At 72.3% G+C, this 18319-nt stretch carries 23 protein-coding genes; 21 read left to right on the forward strand and 2 right to left on the reverse strand.

The genetic code is table 11. From position 1 onward, the window contains the following. Positions 1 to 131 precede the first annotated feature (131 nt). The 10 genes from hisD to HEP81_RS28485 all read left to right on the forward strand — a co-directional run bounded on the left by hisD (position 132) and on the right by HEP81_RS28485 (position 7872). Positions 132 to 1457, forward strand: a complete 1326-nt coding sequence (hisD, locus tag HEP81_RS28440) for a histidinol dehydrogenase (RefSeq protein WP_037653143.1) — start codon at positions 132 to 134, stop codon at positions 1455 to 1457. After that, the gene (locus HEP81_RS28445) at positions 1454 to 2566 is read left to right on the forward strand and encodes a histidinol-phosphate transaminase (protein ID WP_037653144.1); all 1113 of its coding nucleotides are present in this window, start codon (positions 1454 to 1456) and stop codon (positions 2564 to 2566) included. Before hisD ends, HEP81_RS28445 begins: the two co-directional genes overlap by 4 nt. After that, the gene (gene hisB, locus HEP81_RS28450; protein WP_037653146.1) at positions 2563 to 3156 is read left to right on the forward strand and encodes an imidazoleglycerol-phosphate dehydratase HisB; all 594 of its coding nucleotides are present in this window, start codon (positions 2563 to 2565) and stop codon (positions 3154 to 3156) included. The genes HEP81_RS28445 and hisB overlap by 4 nt, the downstream gene beginning before the upstream one ends. A 2-nt stretch (positions 3157 to 3158) precedes the next feature. Next, the gene (locus tag HEP81_RS28455; RefSeq protein ID WP_037653147.1) at positions 3159 to 3323 is read left to right on the forward strand and encodes a hypothetical protein; all 165 of its coding nucleotides are present in this window, start codon (positions 3159 to 3161) and stop codon (positions 3321 to 3323) included. Next, the gene (hisH, locus tag HEP81_RS28460; RefSeq protein ID WP_037653148.1) at positions 3314 to 3961 is read left to right on the forward strand and encodes an imidazole glycerol phosphate synthase subunit HisH; all 648 of its coding nucleotides are present in this window, start codon (positions 3314 to 3316) and stop codon (positions 3959 to 3961) included. Before HEP81_RS28455 ends, hisH begins: the two co-directional genes overlap by 10 nt. Positions 3962 to 3964: 3 nt before the next feature. Then, positions 3965 to 4690 carry a bifunctional 1-(5-phosphoribosyl)-5-((5-phosphoribosylamino)methylideneamino)imidazole-4-carboxamide isomerase/phosphoribosylanthranilate isomerase PriA gene (gene priA / locus HEP81_RS28465; protein WP_037653149.1) on the forward strand — a complete coding sequence of 242 codons (726 nt, stop codon included), beginning with the start codon at positions 3965 to 3967 and terminating at the stop codon, positions 4688 to 4690. Continuing rightward, positions 4687 to 5082 carry a RidA family protein gene (locus tag HEP81_RS28470; protein ID WP_037653150.1) on the forward strand — a complete coding sequence of 132 codons (396 nt, stop codon included), beginning with the start codon at positions 4687 to 4689 and terminating at the stop codon, positions 5080 to 5082. Before priA ends, HEP81_RS28470 begins: the two co-directional genes overlap by 4 nt. A gap of 6 nt (positions 5083 to 5088) precedes the next feature. After that, positions 5089 to 5844 (forward strand): imidazole glycerol phosphate synthase subunit HisF, encoded by a 756-nt coding sequence (gene hisF, locus HEP81_RS28475; protein ID WP_037653152.1) that lies wholly within the window; start codon positions 5089 to 5091, stop codon positions 5842 to 5844. Positions 5845 to 5963: 119 nt separating this feature from the next. Further along, positions 5964 to 6554 (forward strand): ArsR/SmtB family transcription factor, encoded by a 591-nt coding sequence (locus HEP81_RS28480; RefSeq protein WP_037653153.1) that lies wholly within the window; start codon positions 5964 to 5966, stop codon positions 6552 to 6554. A gap of 79 nt (positions 6555 to 6633) precedes the next feature. Then, positions 6634 to 7872 carry an MFS transporter gene (locus HEP81_RS28485; RefSeq protein ID WP_037653154.1) on the forward strand — a complete coding sequence of 413 codons (1239 nt, stop codon included), beginning with the start codon at positions 6634 to 6636 and terminating at the stop codon, positions 7870 to 7872. A 40-nt stretch (positions 7873 to 7912) separates the two neighbouring features. On the opposite strand, the gene HEP81_RS28490 is transcribed toward HEP81_RS28485, so the two are convergent. Continuing rightward, a complete protein-coding gene (locus tag HEP81_RS28490) occupies positions 7913 to 8311 on the reverse strand; it encodes a VOC family protein (protein WP_037653156.1) in 399 nt (132 codons plus the stop codon). Between the two features lie 15 nt (positions 8312 to 8326). Continuing rightward, on the reverse strand, positions 8327 to 8962 hold the full coding sequence (locus HEP81_RS28495; protein WP_037653158.1) for a TIGR03085 family metal-binding protein: 636 nt from the start codon (positions 8960 to 8962) through the stop codon (positions 8327 to 8329). Positions 8963 to 9044: 82 nt separating this feature from the next. Between HEP81_RS28495 and hisI the strand changes: the two genes are divergently transcribed. The 11 genes from hisI to lgt all read left to right on the forward strand — a co-directional run bounded on the left by hisI (position 9045) and on the right by lgt (position 18172). After that, positions 9045 to 9443, forward strand: coding sequence for a phosphoribosyl-AMP cyclohydrolase (hisI, locus tag HEP81_RS28500; RefSeq protein WP_037653160.1), 399 nt, complete (start codon positions 9045 to 9047; stop codon positions 9441 to 9443). An 11-nt stretch (positions 9444 to 9454) separates the two neighbouring features. After that, positions 9455 to 10933: an anthranilate synthase component I gene (locus HEP81_RS28505; protein WP_037653270.1), complete on the forward strand. Its 1479-nt coding sequence runs from the start codon at positions 9455 to 9457 to the stop codon at positions 10931 to 10933. 51 nt (positions 10934 to 10984) lie between these two features. Continuing rightward, positions 10985 to 11623: a TIGR02234 family membrane protein gene (locus HEP81_RS28510; RefSeq protein ID WP_037653162.1), complete on the forward strand. Its 639-nt coding sequence runs from the start codon at positions 10985 to 10987 to the stop codon at positions 11621 to 11623. 161 nt (positions 11624 to 11784) lie between these two features. Further along, a complete protein-coding gene (locus tag HEP81_RS28515; RefSeq protein ID WP_037653164.1) occupies positions 11785 to 12048 on the forward strand; it encodes an HGxxPAAW family protein in 264 nt (87 codons plus the stop codon). 312 nt (positions 12049 to 12360) lie between these two features. Then, positions 12361 to 12807 (forward strand): DUF2752 domain-containing protein, encoded by a 447-nt coding sequence (locus tag HEP81_RS28520; protein WP_037653167.1) that lies wholly within the window; start codon positions 12361 to 12363, stop codon positions 12805 to 12807. A gap of 145 nt (positions 12808 to 12952) precedes the next feature. After that, complete coding sequence (gene trpC / locus HEP81_RS28525) at positions 12953 to 13762, forward strand: indole-3-glycerol phosphate synthase TrpC (RefSeq protein ID WP_037653169.1); 810 nt, start codon at positions 12953 to 12955, stop codon at positions 13760 to 13762. A 21-nt stretch (positions 13763 to 13783) separates the two neighbouring features. Beyond that, positions 13784 to 13975, forward strand: coding sequence for a tryptophan biosynthesis modulator TrpM (trpM, locus tag HEP81_RS28530; RefSeq protein WP_037653171.1), 192 nt, complete (start codon positions 13784 to 13786; stop codon positions 13973 to 13975). Between the two features lie 114 nt (positions 13976 to 14089). Continuing rightward, positions 14090 to 15373 (forward strand): tryptophan synthase subunit beta, encoded by a 1284-nt coding sequence (gene trpB / locus HEP81_RS28535; protein ID WP_037653174.1) that lies wholly within the window; start codon positions 14090 to 14092, stop codon positions 15371 to 15373. Beyond that, positions 15370 to 16188 (forward strand): tryptophan synthase subunit alpha, encoded by an 819-nt coding sequence (trpA, locus tag HEP81_RS28540; RefSeq protein WP_037653176.1) that lies wholly within the window; start codon positions 15370 to 15372, stop codon positions 16186 to 16188. The genes trpB and trpA overlap by 4 nt, the downstream gene beginning before the upstream one ends. Before the next feature lie 124 nt (positions 16189 to 16312). Continuing rightward, entirely contained in the window at positions 16313 to 17089 is a 777-nt protein-coding gene (locus HEP81_RS28545; RefSeq protein ID WP_037653177.1) for a DsbA family protein, read from the forward strand. A 96-nt stretch (positions 17090 to 17185) separates the two neighbouring features. After that, a complete protein-coding gene (gene lgt, locus HEP81_RS28550; protein ID WP_037653179.1) occupies positions 17186 to 18172 on the forward strand; it encodes a prolipoprotein diacylglyceryl transferase in 987 nt (328 codons plus the stop codon). Positions 18173 to 18319 lie beyond the last annotated feature (147 nt).

An 18319-nucleotide genomic window follows, 5' to 3' on the forward strand; every position in this document is an offset into this window, starting at 1 on the left:
CGCGGAACACCCGGGGTGAAGGGGATCTTCCGAGTTCCGGCCAGCGTCTGTACCAGGCATTGGTCCACGCCGTGTATCAGCCATTGATACGTGCGGACGACTACGGACGGCGGTCTGAGAGAATTGGGACTGTGATTTCCCGAATCGATCTGCGCGGCGACGCCCTCCCCGAGGGACCCGCCCTGCGTGACCTGCTGCCCCGAGCCGACTTCGACGTTCAGGCCGCCCTGGAGAAGGTGCGTCCGATCTGCGAGGACGTGCATCATCGTGGCGACGCGGCGCTGATCGACTTCGCGGAGAGGTTCGACGGAGTACGGCTGGAATCCGTCCGTGTCCCGGCCCAGGCGCTCGCCGACGCGCTGGCCGGCCTCGACGCGGACGTCCGCGCCGCCCTGGAGGAGTCCATCCGGCGCGCCCGCCTCGTGCACCGCGCGCAGCGCCGCACCGCCCACACCACCCAGGTCGTCCCCGGCGGCTCCGTGACCGAGAAATGGGTCCCGGTCGAGCGCGTCGGGCTGTACGCGCCGGGCGGCCGCTCGGTCTACCCCTCCTCCGTGATCATGAACGCGGTCCCGGCCCAGGAGGCGGGTGTCGAGTCCATCGCGCTCGCCTCTCCGCCGCAGTCCGACTTCGGTGGTCTGCCGCACCCGACGATCCTGGCCGCCTGCGCGCTGCTCGGCGTGGACGAGGTGTACGCGGCCGGCGGCGCCACCGCCGTCGCGATGTTCGCGTACGGCACCGAGTCCTGCCCGCCCGCGAACATGGTCACCGGACCCGGCAACATCTGGGTGGCCGCCGCCAAGCGCTACTTCACCGGCCGGATCGGCATCGACACCGAGGCCGGACCCACCGAGATCGCGATCCTCGCCGACGACACCGCCGATCCGGCGCACGTGGCCGCCGACCTGATCAGCCAGGCCGAGCACGACCCGCTGGCGGCCGCCGTCCTCGTCACCGACTCCCCGGACCTCGCGGACGCGGTGGAGAAGGAGCTGGAGCCGCAGGTCGCGGCCACCAAGCACGTCGACGACCGGATCCGCCCGGCCCTCGCGGGCCGGCAGTCCGCGATCGTCCTGGTGGACGGCGTCGAGGAGGGGCTGAAGGTGGTCGACGCGTACGGCGCCGAGCACCTGGAGATCCAGACCGCCCACGCCACCGCCGTGGCCGACCGGGTGCGCAACGCGGGCGCGATCTTCATCGGCCCCTGGGCCCCCGTCTCCCTCGGCGACTACGCGGCCGGGTCCAACCACGTCCTGCCCACCGGCGGCTGCGCCTGCCACTCCTCGGGCCTGTCCGTGCAGTCCTTCCTGCGCGGCATCCACATCGTCGACTACACCGAGGACGCGCTGGCCGAGGTCGCGCATCACGTGGTCACGCTGGCGGAGGCGGAGGACCTGCCGGCGCACGGCGCGGCGGTCAAGGCGAGGTTCGGCTGGAAGGTACCGGAGAGCAAGTGAGCGACGTAAGGATCGACGACCTCCCCATCCGGGACGAGCTGCGCGGCAAGTCCCCTTACGGCGCGCCCCAGTTGGACGTTCCGGTCCGGCTGAACACCAACGAGAACCCGTATCCGCTGCCCGAGCCGCTGGTCGAGCGGATCGCGGAGCGGGTCCGGGAAGCCGCCCGTGATCTGAACCGCTACCCCGACCGGGACGCGGTCCAACTGCGCACCGAGCTGGCCAAGTACCTCAGCGACACCGGTGGGTTCCCGCTCGCCCTGGAGAACGTCTGGGCGGCCAACGGCTCCAACGAGGTCATCCAGCAGCTGCTCCAGACCTTCGGCGGTCCCGGACGCAGCGCGATCGGCTTCGAGCCGTCGTACTCGATGCACGCGCTCATCGCCCGCGGCACCGGCACCGGCTGGATCTCCGGTCCGCGGGGCGAGGACTTCACCATCGACCCGGCCGCCGCCGCGCGCGCCATCGCCGAGCACCGGCCGGACGTCGTCTTCCTCACCACCCCCAACAACCCCACGGGCAACGCGATTCCGCCCGAGACGGTCCGCGCGCTGTACGACGCGGCGCAGGCGGCCAAGCCGTCGATGGTGGTTGTGGACGAGGCGTACGTCGAGTTCAGCCACGGCGCCTCGCTGCTGCCGCTGCTCGAAGGCCGTCCGCACCTGGTGATCTCGCGCACCATGTCCAAGGCGTTCGGTGCGGCGGGCCTGCGCCTCGGCTACCTCGCGGCCGCCCCGGCCGTGGTGGACGCCGTACAGCTGGTCCGGCTGCCGTACCACCTGTCGGCGATCACCCAGGCGACCGCGCTGGCCGCCCTGGAGCACACCGACACCCTGCTCGGCTATGTCGAGCAGCTGAAGTCCGAGCGGGACCGGCTGGTCGCCGAGTTGCGCGCGATCGGCTACGACGTCGTCGAGTCCGACGCCAACTTCGTGCAGTTCGGCCGGTTCGCCGACGCCCACGGCGTCTGGCAAAAGATCCTCGACCGGGGCGTCCTGGTCCGGGACAACGGCGTACCGGGATGGCTGCGGGTCTCGGCCGGCACCCCCGCGGAGAACGACGCGTTCCTCGACGCCGTACGTGAAGTCAAGAAGGAGCTTGAGGCATGAGCCGCGCAGGGCGCGTCGAGCGCACCACCAAGGAGACCTCGGTCCTGGTCGAGATAGACCTCGACGGCACCGGGCGGACCGACATCGCCACCGGCGTCGGCTTCTACGACCACATGCTCGACCAGCTCGGGCGGCACGGTCTGTTCGACCTGACCGTGAAGACCGACGGCGATCTGCATATCGACTCCCACCACACCATCGAGGACACCGCCCTCGCGCTCGGTGCCGCCTTCAAACAGGCGCTCGGCGACAAGGTGGGCATCTACCGCTTCGGCAACTGCACGGTCCCGCTGGACGAGTCCCTGGCCCAGGTCACCGTCGACCTGTCCGGCCGCCCCTACCTCGTGCACACCGAGCCCGAGCGCATGGCGCCGATGATCGGCGAGTACGACACCACGATGACCCGGCACATCCTGGAGTCCTTCGTGGCCCAGGCGCAGATCGCGTTGCACGTTCACGTACCGTACGGACGTAACGCCCACCACATCGTGGAGTGCCAGTTCAAGGCGCTCGCCAGGGCGCTGCGTTATGCCTCCGAGCGCGACCCGCGCGCGGCCGGCATCCTCCCGTCGACGAAGGGCGCGCTGTAACCATGACCGGTCTGTCGACCATCCTGATCGTCGTCGGCCTCTTCCTGGTCGGCGGCATCATCTCCTTCGTCAAGCAGAAGATGCCCACCAGCCTGATCGTGCTGCTCTCCCTCGCGGCCGGGATGTGCCTGGTCGCCGGCGTCATGCGGCTGGCGGTGTGGAGTTGACCGCCGCCAAGAAGGTCGTCGTCTTCGACTACGGCTTCGGCAATGTCCGCTCGGCCGAGCGCGCGCTGGCGCGGGTCGGCGCCGAGGTGGAGATCACCCGCGACTTCGATACGGCCATGAACGCCGACGGGCTGCTGGTGCCGGGTGTCGGCGCCTTCGCCGCCTGTATGCGCGGCCTGCTCGACGCCCGCGGTGACTGGGTCATCGACCGCCGGCTGTCCGGCGGCCGCCCGGTGATGGGCATCTGCGTCGGCATGCAGATCCTGTTCTCGCGCGGCATCGAGCACGGCGTCCAGGCCGAGGGCCTGGAGGAGTGGCCCGGCACCGTCGGCCCCCTGGCGGCCGATGTCGTGCCCCACATGGGCTGGAACACCGTGGACGCGCCCGCCGACTCCGAGCTGTTCGCCGGCCTGGACGCCGACGCCCGCTTCTACTTCGTGCACTCCTACGCCGTCCATGACTGGACGCAGGAGACCCACAACCCGCTGATCGCCGCGCCCAAGGTCACCTGGGCCACGCACGGCAAGCCCTTCGTCGCGGCGGTGGAGAACGGCGCCCTGTGGGCCACCCAGTTCCACCCCGAGAAGTCCGGCGACGCCGGTGCCCAGCTCCTCACCAACTGGATCGGAAGCCTGTAGACCATGGCCAAGCTCGAACTCCTCCCCGCCGTCGACGTCCGCGACGGCCAGGCCGTACGCCTCGTCCACGGCGAGTCCGGGAGCGAGACCTCCTACGGCTCCCCGCTGGAGGCCGCCCTCGCCTGGCAGCGGTCCGGCGCCGAGTGGCTGCACCTGGTCGACCTGGACGCGGCCTTCGGCACCGGTGACAACCGGGCGCTGATCGCCGAGGTGGCCCGCGCCATGGACATCAAGGTGGAGCTGTCCGGCGGCATCCGCGACGACGACACCCTCGCCGCCGCCCTCGCCACCGGCTGCACCCGCGTCAACCTCGGCACCGCCGCCCTGGAGACCCCCGAGTGGGTCGCCAAGGTGATCGCCGAGCACGGCGACAAGATCGCGGTGGGCCTGGACGTGCGCGGCACCACCCTGCGCGGCCGCGGCTGGACCCGCGACGGCGGCGACCTCTACGAGACGCTGGACCGCCTGAACAAGGAGGGCTGCGCGCGCTACGTCGTCACCGACATCGCCAAGGACGGCACCCTCCAGGGCCCCAACCTGGAGCTGCTGCGCACCGTGTGCGCGGCCACCGACCGGCCGGTCGTGGCATCCGGCGGCGTGTCCTCCCTGGCCGACCTGCGCGCCATCGCCGAACTGGTGCCGCTCGGTGTCGAGGGCTCCATCGTCGGGAAGGCCCTCTACGCGAAGGCGTTCACCCTGGAAGAGGCCTTGGAGGCTGTGGCGTCATGACATCGGAAGGCGCCCGGCGGGTGCAGAGCGGAAGTCCCTGGGAAGAGAGTTTCGGTTTTGCACGCGCCGTGGCGGCGGGGGACCGGGTCCTGGTGGGCGGCACCACGCCCTTCAAGGGCACCGTCCTGTACGGCGAGGGCGATCCGTACGAGCAGACCAGGGTCGCCTTCGGCAACGCCCTGGAGGCGCTCAAGGAGTTCGGGCTCGGCATCGACTCCGTGATCCGCACCCGTATGTACCTGAGCCATGTGCGCGACGTCGACGAGGTGGGCCGAGCCCACAAGGAGATGTTCGACTCCGTGCGCCCGGTGTCGACCCTGCTGGTCGTCGAGGGCTTCGTGGACCCGCGCATCCTGGTCGAAGTAGAACTTGAAGCATTCAGAGGAGCCTGAGCGGTCATGACCCTGGCGGTCCGAGTCATCCCCTGCCTGGACGTGGACAACGGCCGGGTCGTCAAGGGCGTCAACTTCCAGAACCTGCGCGACGCGGGCGACCCCGTCGAGATGGCCAAGGTGTACGACGCCGAGGGCGCCGACGAGCTGACGTTCCTGGACATCACCGCGTCCTCGGGCGACCGGGAGACGACGTACGACGTGGTGCGCCGCACCGCCGAGCAGGTGTTCATCCCGCTCACCGTCGGCGGCGGCGTCCGCACCGCCGAGGACGTGGACAAGCTGCTGCGGGCCGGTGCCGACAAGGTGGGCGTGAACACCGCGGCGATCGCCCGGCCCGAGCTGATCCGCGAGATCGCCGAGCGCTTCGGGCGCCAGGTGCTGGTCCTGTCGGTGGACGCCCGGCGCACCGCGTCCGGGTCCTTCGAGGTGACCACGCACGGCGGCCGCCGGGGCACCGGCATCGACGCCGTCGAGTGGGCGCACCGGGCCGCCGAGCTGGGCGCGGGCGAGATCCTGCTGAACTCGATGGACGCCGACGGCACCAAGGACGGCTACGACCTGGAGATGATCGCGGCCGTCCGCAAGCATGTCTCGGTGCCGGTGATCGCCTCCGGCGGCGCGGGCAGCCTGGCCCACTTCCCGCCGGCGATCGCCGCCGGCGCGGACGCGGTCCTCGCGGCCTCCGTCTTCCACTTCGGTGACCTGCGGATCGGCGAGGTCAAGGCGACCCTGCGGGAGGCGGGACACCCCGTCCGCTGACGCGCGCGTTCCCCGGGCCCCGGTGGCTGAGCCGCCGGGGCCTTCATATGTGCGGATACGAAAGAGAAGTCGCGCAAAGTTTATTGCGCAAGATTTCTTTCGCATCTAAGGTCATGGGCATGGCAGAGAAGGAAAGAGACCGCCGGATCCAGGACATGGGCACGCTCAAGGCGCTCGCCCACCCCCTGCGGATGCGGCTGTACCGGGCCCTGACCCTCACCGGGACCGCCACCGCCTCCCAGCTCGCCGAGCAGGTCGACGAGGCGGTCTCGCTGGCCAGCTACCACCTGCGCAAGCTCGCCGAGCACGGGCTGATCGAGGCGGCGGAGCCGGGCAGCGGGGACGGGCGGGAGCGCTGGTGGCGGCCGGCCTCCGACGGTGTGCGGATCCGTGACGAGGACTTCCGCGACGCCCCCGAGCAGATCGCCGCGCACACCGCCGCGAGCCGGCTCTTCTTCGCCCAGCGGTCCGACATGTACCTGCGCTTCCTGGACGAACGCCCGCACTGGGGCGAGCAGTGGGCACCCGGCGCGGTCTCCTCCGAGGCCGTGCTGCGGCTCACACCGGCCGAACTCGCCGAGCTGACCGGCGAGATGCTCGCCCTCGTGCGGCGGTACGACGAGCTCGGCCGGGCGGCGGAGGCCGCGGGGGACGCCGAGGGCCGCGAGAACGTCGCGGTGCACACGTACGCGTTCCCCTTCCGCACCTGAGCCCCGCCGACGCCTCCCCGGCCCTTAGTCCCGCCCTGCCGCCCCGGCCCCACGCCTTCCGGCCCCCAAGGAGCCCGCCTTGAGCTCGACCCTCGTCACCCCGGCCGCCGTACAGGCCCACCGGGACCCCAATGTGCGGCGCTGGCTGACCGCCTACACGTGCTCCATGCTCGGCGACAGCGTGTACTACCTGGCGCTGTCCTGGGCGGCCGTACGGGCCGGGACCGCGGCGCAGGCCGGTCTGGTGATGTCGGCGAGCGCGCTGCCCCGGGCCGTGCTGATGCTCGGCGGGGGAGTGATCGCCGACCGGCTCGGGCCCCGGCGGGTCGTCATCGGCAGCGACGCCCTGCGCTGCGCCGCCGTCCTCGCGGTGGCCGCCCTGCTGTACCTCACCAGCCCCGGACTGTGGCCGCTCGCCCTGCTCGCACTGGTCTTCGGCACCGTGGACGCCGTGTTCGTGCCCGCCGTGGGCGCCCTCCCCGCCCGGGTCACCGGCAAGGACCAGCTGGCCCGCGTCCAGGGCATGCGCGGTCTGGCCATCCGCTTCGCGAGCGTGGTCGGCGCCCCGCTCGGCGGCCTCGGCGTGGCCGTCGGCGGCGCCTCCGCGGCCTTCGCCCTCGCCGGAGTGCTGATCGCCGTGTCCGTGCCGCTGCTGATCTCCGTGCGGATACGGGAGCTGCCCGGCGACCGCGCGGACGGCCCCCGCGCCACCGCCCGGGCCGATCTCGCGGCCGGGCTGCGCTATATCCGCGGCCACCGTGTCCTCGCCCCGCTGATGCTCGCCATCGCCCTCGGCGACCTCGGCTTCGTCGGCCCGCTCAACGTCGGCCTGACGCTGCTCGCGGACCACCGCGGCTGGGGCGCCTCCGGGATGGGCTGGGTGCTCGCCGGTTTCGGCGTGGGAGCCGGCGCCGCCTCGCTGCTGCTCACCCTGCGGGGCCGGCTGCCGCGCGCCGGACTGGTCGCCGGGGTCACCATCGTGGCCGGATCCCTGGCCATCGGCGCCCTCGCCTACGCGCCCGGCCTCTGGGCGGCCGTCGGCATCGCCCTGCTCGTCGGACTGCTGACCGGGCTCAGCGGCGCCATGTGCGGCGCCCTGCTCCAGACCCAGGCCGACCCCGCCTACCTCGGCCGGGTCACTGCCGTCTCCAGCCTGATCAGCCTCGGCTTCACCCCGCTGAGCATGCCCCTCGCCGCCGCCGCGATCGGCACCTGGGGACTCGGCCCCGTCTATCTGGTCAGCGCCTCCGTGTGCGCCCTCGGCGGGGTCGTCGCCCTCGTCGTACCGGCCCTGCGCCGCGCCGAACTGCCCGCCTGAGGCCCATGACCGCCCGCCTGGCTTCCATGCCCCCCGGCGTTCATCCCTTCGGCTGAACCAGCTGGACCAGATTGCCGCACGTGTCGTCGAACACCGCCGCCAGCACCGGCCCCTGCTCCCGCGGACCATGGGGGAAACGGACACCCAGGCCGCGCAGCCGCCGGTGCTCGGCGGCCAGGTCGTCCACCGAGAAGACGATGCAGGGAATGCCCGCCTCGTACAGCGCACGGCGGTAGGACTCGGCGATGGGGCCCTGGCCGGGCTCCAGGAGGAGCTGGAGGTCGGGCTGGGCGCCCTCGGGCGCGCCGACGGTCACGAAGAGGACGCCGTCCCCGAGATCCGTACGGGTGCGCGTCTCGAAGCCGAGGACGTCCGTGTAGAAGGCATGCGCCCGCGCCACGTCGTCCACGTACACCCCGGTCATCGCGACCTTGATCACGGGCGGCCTCCCTGGTCAGAACCCCAGCTGCTTGGAGGAGTGCAGCTTGTCGATGGCGTCCGCCTCGCCCTCCAGCTCGACCCGCGCCGCCCGGTCCCGGCCGAACGCGAACAGCAGCAGCTCGGAGGGCTCCCCGGTCGCCGTGACCACCGGGACGCCCTTGTGCGCCACCACGGTCTGCCCGTCGGGCCGGCGCAGCACCAGACCCGTCGGCACCCCGCGCCCCAGCAGCCGCGCCGTCCGCTCCAGCCGCGACCACAGCGCGTCCTGGAACACCGGGTCCAGCTCCCGCGCGCTCCAGTCCGGCTGCGCCCGGCGCACGTCCTCGGTGTGCACGTAGAACTCCACCGTGTTCGCGGCCTCGTCCACCTGCTTGACCTGGAACGGCGAGAACCGCGGCGGGCCCGTGCGGATCAGCTGGATCAGCTCCTCGTACGGCTTCGCGGTGTACTCCGCCGTCACCTTCTCCAGGCGTGGCGCGAGCTGCTTGATCAGCGCGCCCCCGGCCGCGTCCGGGCGGCGCTCGCGCACGATCACATGCGCGGCCAGGTCCCGGGTCCGCCAGCCCTCGCACAGAGTCGGCGCGTCCGGGCCCACGGTTTCCAAGAGGTCGGCGAACAGGAGCCGTTCACGCTTGGCGAAGGTCGACATGGGGTCAGCCTACGGCCAGCCACCGGTCCGCGCAGTGGACACCCGCCCGGAGTTGTCAGTGGCGCGCGGCACAATGGCACCCATGACCAGTACGCCCGGCACCCCCCGGCCCAGCAGCCTCGACCCGGAGATCGCCGCCCGCCTCAAGCGCAGCGCCGACGGCCTCCTGCCCGCCATCGCCCAGCAGCACGACACCGGAGAGGTGCTCATGCTCGGCTGGATGGACGACGAGGCGCTGCACCGGACCCTGACCACCGGCCGCTGCACCTACTGGTCGCGCAGCCGCCAGGAGTACTGGGTCAAGGGCGACACCTCCGGCCACGTCCAATGGGTGAAGTCGGTCGCCCTGGACTGCGACGCCGACACCGTGCTGGTCCAGGTCGACCAGGAGGGCGCCGCCTGCCACACCGGCGCGCGCACCTGCTTCGACGAGGACGTACTCCTCAAGGACGCCGGTCTGCCCGCCGGCGCGGACCAGTGAGGCCCGCCGCCATGGACCTGGAGACCTTCCGCAAGCTCGCCGCCGACCGGCGTGTCATCCCGGTCACCCGCAAACTGCTCGCCGACGGCGACACCCCGGTGGCCCTCTACCGCAAGCTGGCCGGCGAACGCCCCGGGACCTTCCTGCTGGAGTCCGCGGAGAACGGCCGCTCCTGGTCGCGTTACTCCTTCGTGGGCGTGCGCAGCGCCGCCACCCTCACCGCCCGCGACGGCGCGGCCCACTGGCTCGGCACCCCGCCGGTCGGCGTCCCCGTCGACGGCGACCCTCTCAAGGCCCTGCGCGCCACCCTCCAGGCCCTGCACACCCCGCACACCGAGGGCCTGCCCCCCTTCACCGGCGGCATGGTCGGCTACCTCGGCTACGACATCGTGCGCCGCCTGGAGAAGATCGGCCCCGGCGAGCGCGACGATCTCAGGCTGCCCGAGCTGACCATGCTCCTGACCAGCGACCTCGCCGTCATGGACCACTGGGAGGGCTCGGTCCTGCTGATCGCCAACGCGATCAACCACAACGACCTGGACACCGGCGTGGACGAGGCGTACCACGACGCGGTGGCCCGTCTCGACGCCATGGAGGCCGACCTCACCCGCGCCGTGGCCCAGCCCCCGGCCGTGCTGCCGCCCTCCGAGCTGCCCGAGTACACCGCGCTGTGGGGCGGCCCCGACTTCCGGCGCGCCGTGGAGGACGTGAAGGAGCGCATCCGCGCGGGCGAGGCCTTCCAGGTCGTCCCCTCCCAGCGCTTCGAGACCCCGTGCACGGCGAGCGCCCTGGACGTCTACCGGGTGCTGCGGGCCACCAACCCCTCGCCGTACATGTACCTGTTCCGCTTCGACGGATTCGATGTCGTCGGCTCGTCCCCCGAGGCCCTGGTCAAGGTCGAGGACGGCCGGGCCATGGTCCACCCCATCGCCGGCACCCGGCACCGCGGCGCCACCCCGCAGGAGGACCAGGCGCTCGCCGAGGAGCTGCTCGCCGACCCCAAGGAGCGCGCCGAGCACCTCATGCTGGTCGACCTCGGGCGCAATGACCTCGGGCGGGTCTGCGAGCCGGGCTCGGTCGAGGTGGTCGACTTCATGTCCGTCGAGCGGTACTCGCATGTGATGCACATCGTCTCCACCGTCACCGGCCGGGTCGCCGGCGGCCGCACCGCCTTCGACGTGCTCACCGCCTGCTTCCCGGCCGGCACCCTCTCCGGCGCCCCCAAGCCCCGCGCGATGCAGATCATCGACGAACTCGAACCGTCCCGGCGCGGTCTGTACGGCGGCTGTGTCGGCTACCTCGACTTCGCGGGCGACTCCGACACCGCGATCGCCATCCGTACCGCCCTGCTGCGTGACGGCACGGCATATGTGCAGGCCGGAGCGGGCATCGTCGCCGACTCCGATCCGGTCGCCGAGGACCAGGAGTGCCGTAACAAGGCCGCGGCGGTGCTGCGGGCGGTGCACACGGCCAACCGGCTCGGCGAATAGGGCGCGTCTCACGGAACCCCGGGTGACACTTCGCCCGGGGTTCAGGCGATAGTGGAGTACGTGACTGCCGTTCCTCACCCCCGTTCCGAAGCCACCGAGCCCGCACGGACCGGCCGCCGGAGCCTCGCCGTGGCCCTCCTGTTCGGCGCGCTCGGCGCGGCCGTGGCGCTGCTCGCCAGCCGGCAGCGCTGGGCGGAGGGCACCGCGTCGGTGGCCGGCGGCGCGTTCCCGCTCACCGCGAAGGGCAGCGATGTCACGGGCGTGCCCGCGGCCCTCGCCATAGTGGGCCTCGCCGCGCTCGTCGCCGTCTTCGCCGTCCGCCGGGCCGGCCGCTTCCTCGTCGCCGCGCTGCTCGCGCTGTCCGGCGCGGGCATCATGGCCGCCGCCCTCATCTCCGCCTCCGACAGCACCGCGCTGGACGAGAAGGCCGCCCAGGCCAGCGGCGACACCACCGCCACCGTCGCGGCGCTGAGCCACACCGGCTGGCCCTATGTGGCGGCCGTCGGCGGCCTGCTGATCCTGCTCGCGGGGCTGCTCGCGCTGCGCTTCGGCAGTGGCTGGCCCGCCATGTCCGGGCGCTACGAGCGCGGCACCGACCGCCCCCGCAAGACGGCCAGGCCGGTCGATCCGGAGCGCCCCGAGGAGATCTGGAAGGCCCTGGACCGGGGCGAGGACCCCACCGGCGCCTGACCCCGCGCGGATGTGGCGAACCAGACGCCACCCCCGCGTCCGACGCGCGTGCGCGTACGGGACAATGGACGGCGAGCGTCCGGCTTGACGGGCGGGCTCGGAGCCGTACGACACGTACGTCGCTCTTCTGGGACACGTACACAGCAACGAGGAGCACAGACATGGCGGGCAGCAGCCACGGCCACGGTCACACCCCGGCCGCCTGGACCGGCGTCATCATTTCCTTCATCGGCTTCCTGGTCGCCGGTGCCTTCATGGTGATGGCCAACGCCATCGGCTTCTGGGTCGGCATGGCTCTCATCATCGGCGGCGCGATCGTCGGCGGCATCATGAAGGCCATGGGCCTCGGCGACCACCAGAAGCCCCTCGCGATGGTCGGCGGTGCGCCCATCGCCGCGCGCGAGCCCGTCGCGGTGGAGAGCTGAGCGGCCGAGTACGGCACCTCTTCGCAAAGGGCGGCCCGGCGGTCCCTGACGGACCCGGGCCGCCTTTTCGCGTCCGCCGGGACCCCGCCGCCCGGGCGCTCTCCCGCGCGCACGGCCGCCGCGTCGGCGAGAATGCCTGACGTGACAGCCGCCGACCGACCGGCCCCGCCCGCCGCGTCCTTCCCCGCCGCCCGGACCGACCGCCGCCCGGCCTCCCAGGGCCAGCCTTCGCCGTCGGACGCCTGGGCCCAGCTGTCAGTGTCGGCCGCTCAGGCCCAGCCTTCATCACCGGCCTCCCAGGCCCAGCCCCCAGTGCCGGACGCCCGCCGCTGGCCCGCAGGTGCCGTCGCCGCGTCGCCGGCCCCCCGGTGGCGGCGCCTCGCCACTCCCGCCGGTGTGCTCGCGGCCGTCGCCGGTGCCTTCGCCTATGTCGGCGTCGTCGATCCGGACCATCCCGGCCACTACCCGGTCTGCCCCCTCTACCGGTTCACCGGCCTGTACTGCCCCGGCTGCGGCGGGCTGCGCAGCGCGCACGCGTTCGTACACGGGGACCTGGCGGCCGCGCTGCACGACAACGCGCCCGCCGTGGCCGGCTACTTCCTCTTCGCGGTGCTGTGGGTGGTCTGGGCCGCACGGGCGTGGCGCGGCCGGCCCGCACGGCTCGAACTCGGCAACGCCCAGATGTGGGTCATCGGCACGCTGCTGCTGGCGTTCACCGTGATCCGCAATCTGCCGTTCGGCGCCTGGCTGCACCCCTGACCTGCGGCGCCGATGTCCAAGGAGTGAAACCGGCGTCCACCGGATGCGAGGCCGGGGCCCTGCTCCGGATACCATCGAGTGACCAAGGGTTTTCACAACCTGAACGAACCTGAAGGAACCAACCGTCTGAAAGGGGGCCGCTCGCGTGAGTGTGCTCGACGAGATCATCGACGGAGTCCGTGCCGACCTCGCGGAGCGGCAGGCACGCGTCAGCCTCGACGAGCTCAAGGAGCGCGCGGCCAAAGCACCCGCCGCCAAGGACGGGGTCGCCGCGCTTCGGGGCGACGGCGTCAAGGTGATCTGCGAGGTCAAGCGCTCCAGCCCCTCCAAGGGCGCGCTGGCCGCGATCGCCGACCCGGCCGGGCTCGCCGCGGACTACGAGGCGGGCGGCGCGGCCGTCATCTCCGTCCTCACCGAACAGCGCCGCTTCGGCGGCTCCCTCGCCGACCTGGAGGCCGTCCGCGCCCGGGTGGACATCCCGGTGCTGCGCAAGGACTTCATCGTCACCTCGTACCAGCTGTGGGAGGCCCGCGCGTACGGCGCCGACCTCGCCCTGCTGATCGTGGCCGCCCTGGAGCAGTCGGCCCTGGAGTCCCTGATCGAGCGCGCCGTCTCCATCGGTCTCACCCCGCTGGTCGAGGTGCACGACGAGGACGAGGTCGAGCGCGCCGTGGCCGCGGGCGCCCGGATCATCGGTGTCAACGCGCGCAACCTCAAGACCCTCCAGGTGGACCGCGGCACCTTCGAGCGGGTCGCCCCGGAGATCCCCGAGGGCATCGTCAAGGTCGCCGAGTCCGGCGTGCGCGGTCCGCACGACCTGATCGCCTACGCCAACGCCGGCGCCGACGCCGTCCTGGTGGGCGAGTCCCTGGTCACCGGCCGCGACCCGAGGACCGCCGTCTCCGACATGGTCGCCGCGGGCGAGCACCCCGCGCTGCGGCACGGCCGCGACTGAGCTCCCGCTAGGCTGACCCCGATGACTGTGACCATGACGACCGCCGCGGACCGCTACGCGCGCCTCGCCCGTGGCTGCCGCCCCCGCGGCTGCCGCGCGCCCGCGCGCCGCGTCCACGGCCGCCGGGTCCGCTACGTCATCGGTGACGAACCGGGGCAGGTCAACGGCATGCGATGGCACCGGCCGACCTTCAGGGGCGCGGGGCAGAGTTGAACTGCGGCTCCGCCGCGTGAGCGCGGCGAGCCATTGACGGCCCGCAGTCGACAGACGACCTCCCGCCCCACGGCGAACAGTGTCTTTTCACCGCACTCACCGTGAGGTTTCCGCATGCCCAGCAACTACTTCTTCCCCGACCCGGAGGGTCAGGTCCCCAGCTCCGAGGGCTACTTCGGAGCGTTCGGCGGCAAGTTCATCCCGGAGGCCCTCGTCGCCGCCGTGGACGAGGTCGCCGTCGAGTACGACAAGGCCAAGCAGGACCCCGAGTTCGCCCGCGAACTGGACGACCTGATGGTCAACTACACCGGCCGCCCCTCGGCGCTCACCGAGGTGCCCCGGTTCGCCGAACACGCCGGTGGCGCACGGGTGTTCCTCAAGCGCGAGGACCTGAACCACACCGGCTCGCACAAGATCAACAACGTGCTCGGCCAGGCGCTGCTCACCAAGCGCATGGGCAAGACCCGGGTCATCGCCGAGACCGGCGCGGGCCAGCACGGCGTCGCCACCGCCACCGCCTGCGCCCTGTTCGGCCTCGACTGCACCATCTACATGGGCGAGATCGACACCGAGCGCCAGGCCCTGAACGTGGCCCGGATGCGGATGCTCGGCGCCGAGGTGGTCGCCGTGAAGTCCGGCAGCCGCACCCTCAAGGACGCCATCAACGAGGCGTTCCGGGACTGGGTCGCCAACGTCGACCGCACCCACTACCTGTTCGGCACCGTCGCGGGACCGCACCCCTTCCCGGCCATGGTCCGCGACTTCCACCGGGTCATCGGCGTCGAGGCCCGCCGCCAGATCCTGGAGCGCGCCGGACGCCTGCCCGACGCGGCCGTCGCCTGCGTCGGCGGCGGCTCCAACGCCATCGGCCTCTTCCACGCCTTCGTGCCCGACGAAGGCGTCCGCCTCATCGGCTGCGAACCGGCGGGCCATGGCCTCGACACCGGCGAGCACGCGGCCACCCTGACCGCGGGCGAGCCCGGTATCCTGCACGGCTCCCGCTCCTACGTCCTCCAGGACGAGGAGGGCCAGATCACCGAGCCCTACTCGATCTCGGCCGGTCTGGACTACCCCGGCATCGGACCCGAGCACGCCTACCTCAAGGACTCGGGCCGCGGCGAGTACCGCGCGGTCACCGACGACGCCGCGATGCAGGCCCTGCGCCTGCTGTCGCGCACCGAGGGCATCATCCCGGCCATCGAGAGCGCCCACGCCCTCGCGGGCGCCCTGGACATCGGCAAGGAGCTGGGCCCGGACGGGCTGATCGTCGTCAACCTCTCCGGTCGCGGCGACAAGGACATGGACACCGCGGCCCGCTACTTCGGGCTGTACGACACCGACGCGGAGGTGGCCGCGGACGCCGCCGCCACCGCCGAGATCGCGGGGGACGCCAAGTGAGCGGAAACATCAAGCTGTTGACGGACACCCTCGCCGCCGCCAAGGCCGAGGGCCGGGCCGCGCTCATCGCCTACCTCCCGGCCGGGTTCCCGACCGTGGACGGCGGCATCGAGGCGATCAAGGCCGTGTTCGACGGCGGTGCCGACGTGGTCGAGGTGGGCCTGCCGCACAGCGACCCGGTCCTGGACGGCCCGGTCATCCAGACCGCCGACGACATCGCCCTGCGCGGCGGTGTCAAGATCGCGGACGTGCTGCGCACGGTCCGGGAGGCCCACGCGGCCACCGGCAAGCCCGTGCTCGTGATGACGTACTGGAACCCCATCGACCGCTACGGCGTCGAGCGGTTCACCGCCGAGCTGGCCGAGGCGGGCGGCGCGGGCTGCATCCTGCCCGACCTGCCGGTGCAGGAGTCCGCGCTGTGGCGGGAGCACGCCGACAAGCACGGCCTCGCCACGGTCTTCGTGGTGGCGCCGAGCAGCAGGGACGCGCGGCTCGCCGAGATCACCGCGGTGGGCAGCGGCTTCGTGTACGCCGCCTCGCTCATGGGCGTCACCGGCACCCGTGCGTCCGTGGGCGCACAGGCCCAGGACCTGGTGCAGCGCACCCGGGTCACCCGTGCCGAGCTGCCCGTGTGCGTAGGACTCGGCGTCTCCAACGCGGTCCAGGCCGCCGAGGTCGCCACCTTCGCCGACGGTGTGATCGTCGGCTCGGCCTTCGTCAAGCGGATGCTGGACGCCCCGGACCACGCGTCCGGCCTCGCGGCGGTGCGCCAACTGGCCGGGGACCTGGCGAAGGGCGTACGCGGCCAGGCGTGACCCGCGGACCGTCGCGGAGCGCCCGGCGCCCGCCGATCGTCATGTATCGGGCATTACGGTCACTCGAACGGGTGGACCTCGGGCCGGGGAGGCGCGCTGCGCCTCCCCGGTTCGTTCTGGGGGTGTGAGCGAGAAGAACCGTGACGGAAAGCGGACCGCCCGCCAGCGGCTGGCGGCCGAACGCGAGAAGCAGAAGTCCGCGGAGAAGCGGCGGCGGTCGCTGATCGTGGGCGCCAGCGCCATCTGCGTCCTGGCCCTCGCGGCGGTGATCGGCGTGATCGCCGCGAACGCGGGCAAGAACAAGGCGAGCAGCGACGCGGGCCCGGTCGTGGCGCCCTCCGGCGCGCAGGGCAAGGACAGTCTCGCGATCCCGGTCGGCAAGGACGGCGCGAAGTCGACGCTCACCATCTGGGAGGACTTCCGCTGCCCCGCCTGCCAGGCCTTCGAGACGGCGTACCGGCCCACCCTCCATGAGCTGGTCGACGCGGGCAAGCTGCGCATCGAGTACCACCTGGTCCGGCTGATCGACGGCAATCTCGGCGGCACCGGCTCGCTGCGCGCGGCCAACGCGGCGGCGTGCGCCCAGGACGCCGGGAGGTTCCGCGGCTACCACGACACGCTGTACTCGAACCAGCCCAAGGAGACCGACGACGCCTTCGCGAGCAACGCCAAGCTGATCACACTGGCCGGCAAGGTCGGCGGCCTGGACACCCCGGCGTTCCAGAAGTGTGTCGACGCGGGGACGCATGACAGCTGGGTGAACCGCTCACAGAAGGCGTTCCAGGGCGGCGGCTTCAGCGGGACGCCCACGGTGCTGCTCGGCGGCAAGAACATCTACCAGGACCAGACGATGTCCCCGGCCAAGCTGAAGCAGATGGTGGAGTCGGCGGACCAGGGGTAGGGGGCCGGGGACAAATGAATCCCATGGCCCTGTTACGGACCCGTAGCCAGGCGGCTTGGTGTCCCCGGGGCCCGGCACGGTAGCGTCGGACTTGCCATGGAACTTGCCTACATTCCCAGTCCGTCCCGCGGGGTGCTGTACCTCGGCCCCATTCCGCTGCGCGGCTACGCCTTCTGCATCATCATCGGCGTCTTCATCGCCGTCTGGCTCGGCAACCGGCGCTGGGTCGCCCGTGGCGGGCAGTCCGGCACGGTCGCCGACATCGCGGTGTGGGCCGTGCCGTTCGGCCTGGTCGGCGGCCGGCTCTACCACGTGATCACGGACTACGAGCTGTACTTCAGCCCCGGCCGTGACTGGGTGGACGCCTTCAAGGTGTGGCAGGGCGGTCTGGGCATCTGGGGCGCGATCGCGCTCGGGGCGCTGGGCGCGTGGATCGGGGCGCGGCGCCGGGGCATCCCGATGCCGGCGTACGCCGACGCGGTGGCGCCCGGAATCGCCCTGGCGCAGGCCATGGGGCGCTGGGGCAACTGGTTCAACCAGGAGCTGTACGGCAGGGAGACCCATCTGCCCTGGGCGCTGCACATCACGTCCTCCGAGGGCGGCCGGGTGCCGGGGTACTACCACCCGACCTTCCTCTACGAGTCCCTGTGGTGCATCGGCGTCGCCTTCCTGGTGATGTGGGCCGACCGCCGCTTCAAGCTGGGCCATGGCCGGGCGTTCGCCCTCTACGTCGCCGCGTACTGCGTGGGCCGCGGCTGGATCGAGTACATGCGGGTGGACGACGCCCACCACATCCTCGGCCTGCGCCTCAACGACTGGACGGCGCTGATCGTCTTCCTCCTGGCGGTCACCTACATGATCGTCTCCTCCCGCCTCCGCCCGGGCCGCGAGGAGACCGTGGAACCCCTCGCCGCCGACGGCCCGACCGACGGCCCGGTCGCCTCCGGCGGTTCGACGGAGGGCACGGAGACGGACGCCGAGGCCGGGAAGCCCGCCGCGTCGGAGCCGAAGGCCGAACCGGCCGACGAGCCAAAGCCGAAGGCGCCTGCCGAGGAACCCGAGTCGGCGACGAAGAAGAGCTGACGCCGGCCTGTACGACCCCGAGGGCGCCCGGATCACCCCGGGCGCCCTCGGCGTTTGCGGCACCGGACGCGGGCGGCCCGGGTATCGCCGTGATGGCCGTGTGCCGGTGATGCCGAGCGGGCCGATGGGCGTGGGCGGGCCGGGTAC

It is taken from the genome of Streptomyces griseofuscus, assembly GCF_014673495.1.
GTDB lineage: Bacteria > Actinomycetota > Actinomycetes > Streptomycetales > Streptomycetaceae > Streptomyces > Streptomyces murinus.

Excerpts from the sequence above, each read along its gene's own strand:
- hisB (WP_037653146.1), top strand. The coding sequence starts at position 2,563 with ATGAGCCGCGCAGGGCGCGTCGAGCGCACCACCAAGGAGACCTCGGTC.
- HEP81_RS28455 (WP_037653147.1), top strand. The coding sequence starts at position 3,159 with ATGACCGGTCTGTCGACCATCCTGATCGTCGTCGGCCTCTTCCTGGTC.
- priA (WP_037653149.1), top strand. The coding sequence starts at position 3,965 with ATGGCCAAGCTCGAACTCCTCCCCGCCGTCGACGTCCGCGACGGCCAG.
- HEP81_RS28470 (WP_037653150.1), top strand. The coding sequence starts at position 4,687 with ATGACATCGGAAGGCGCCCGGCGGGTGCAGAGCGGAAGTCCCTGGGAA.
- hisF (WP_037653152.1), top strand. The coding sequence starts at position 5,089 with ATGACCCTGGCGGTCCGAGTCATCCCCTGCCTGGACGTGGACAACGGC.
- HEP81_RS28480 (WP_037653153.1), top strand. The coding sequence starts at position 5,964 with ATGGCAGAGAAGGAAAGAGACCGCCGGATCCAGGACATGGGCACGCTC.
- HEP81_RS28495 (WP_037653158.1), bottom strand. The coding sequence starts at position 8,962 with ATGTCGACCTTCGCCAAGCGTGAACGGCTCCTGTTCGCCGACCTCTTG.
- hisI (WP_037653160.1), top strand. The coding sequence starts at position 9,045 with ATGACCAGTACGCCCGGCACCCCCCGGCCCAGCAGCCTCGACCCGGAG.
- HEP81_RS28505 (WP_037653270.1), top strand. The coding sequence starts at position 9,455 with ATGGACCTGGAGACCTTCCGCAAGCTCGCCGCCGACCGGCGTGTCATC.
- HEP81_RS28515 (WP_037653164.1), top strand. The coding sequence starts at position 11,785 with ATGGCGGGCAGCAGCCACGGCCACGGTCACACCCCGGCCGCCTGGACC.
- trpM (WP_037653171.1), top strand. The coding sequence starts at position 13,784 with ATGACTGTGACCATGACGACCGCCGCGGACCGCTACGCGCGCCTCGCC.
- trpB (WP_037653174.1), top strand. The coding sequence starts at position 14,090 with ATGCCCAGCAACTACTTCTTCCCCGACCCGGAGGGTCAGGTCCCCAGC.
- lgt (WP_037653179.1), top strand. The coding sequence starts at position 17,186 with ATGGAACTTGCCTACATTCCCAGTCCGTCCCGCGGGGTGCTGTACCTC.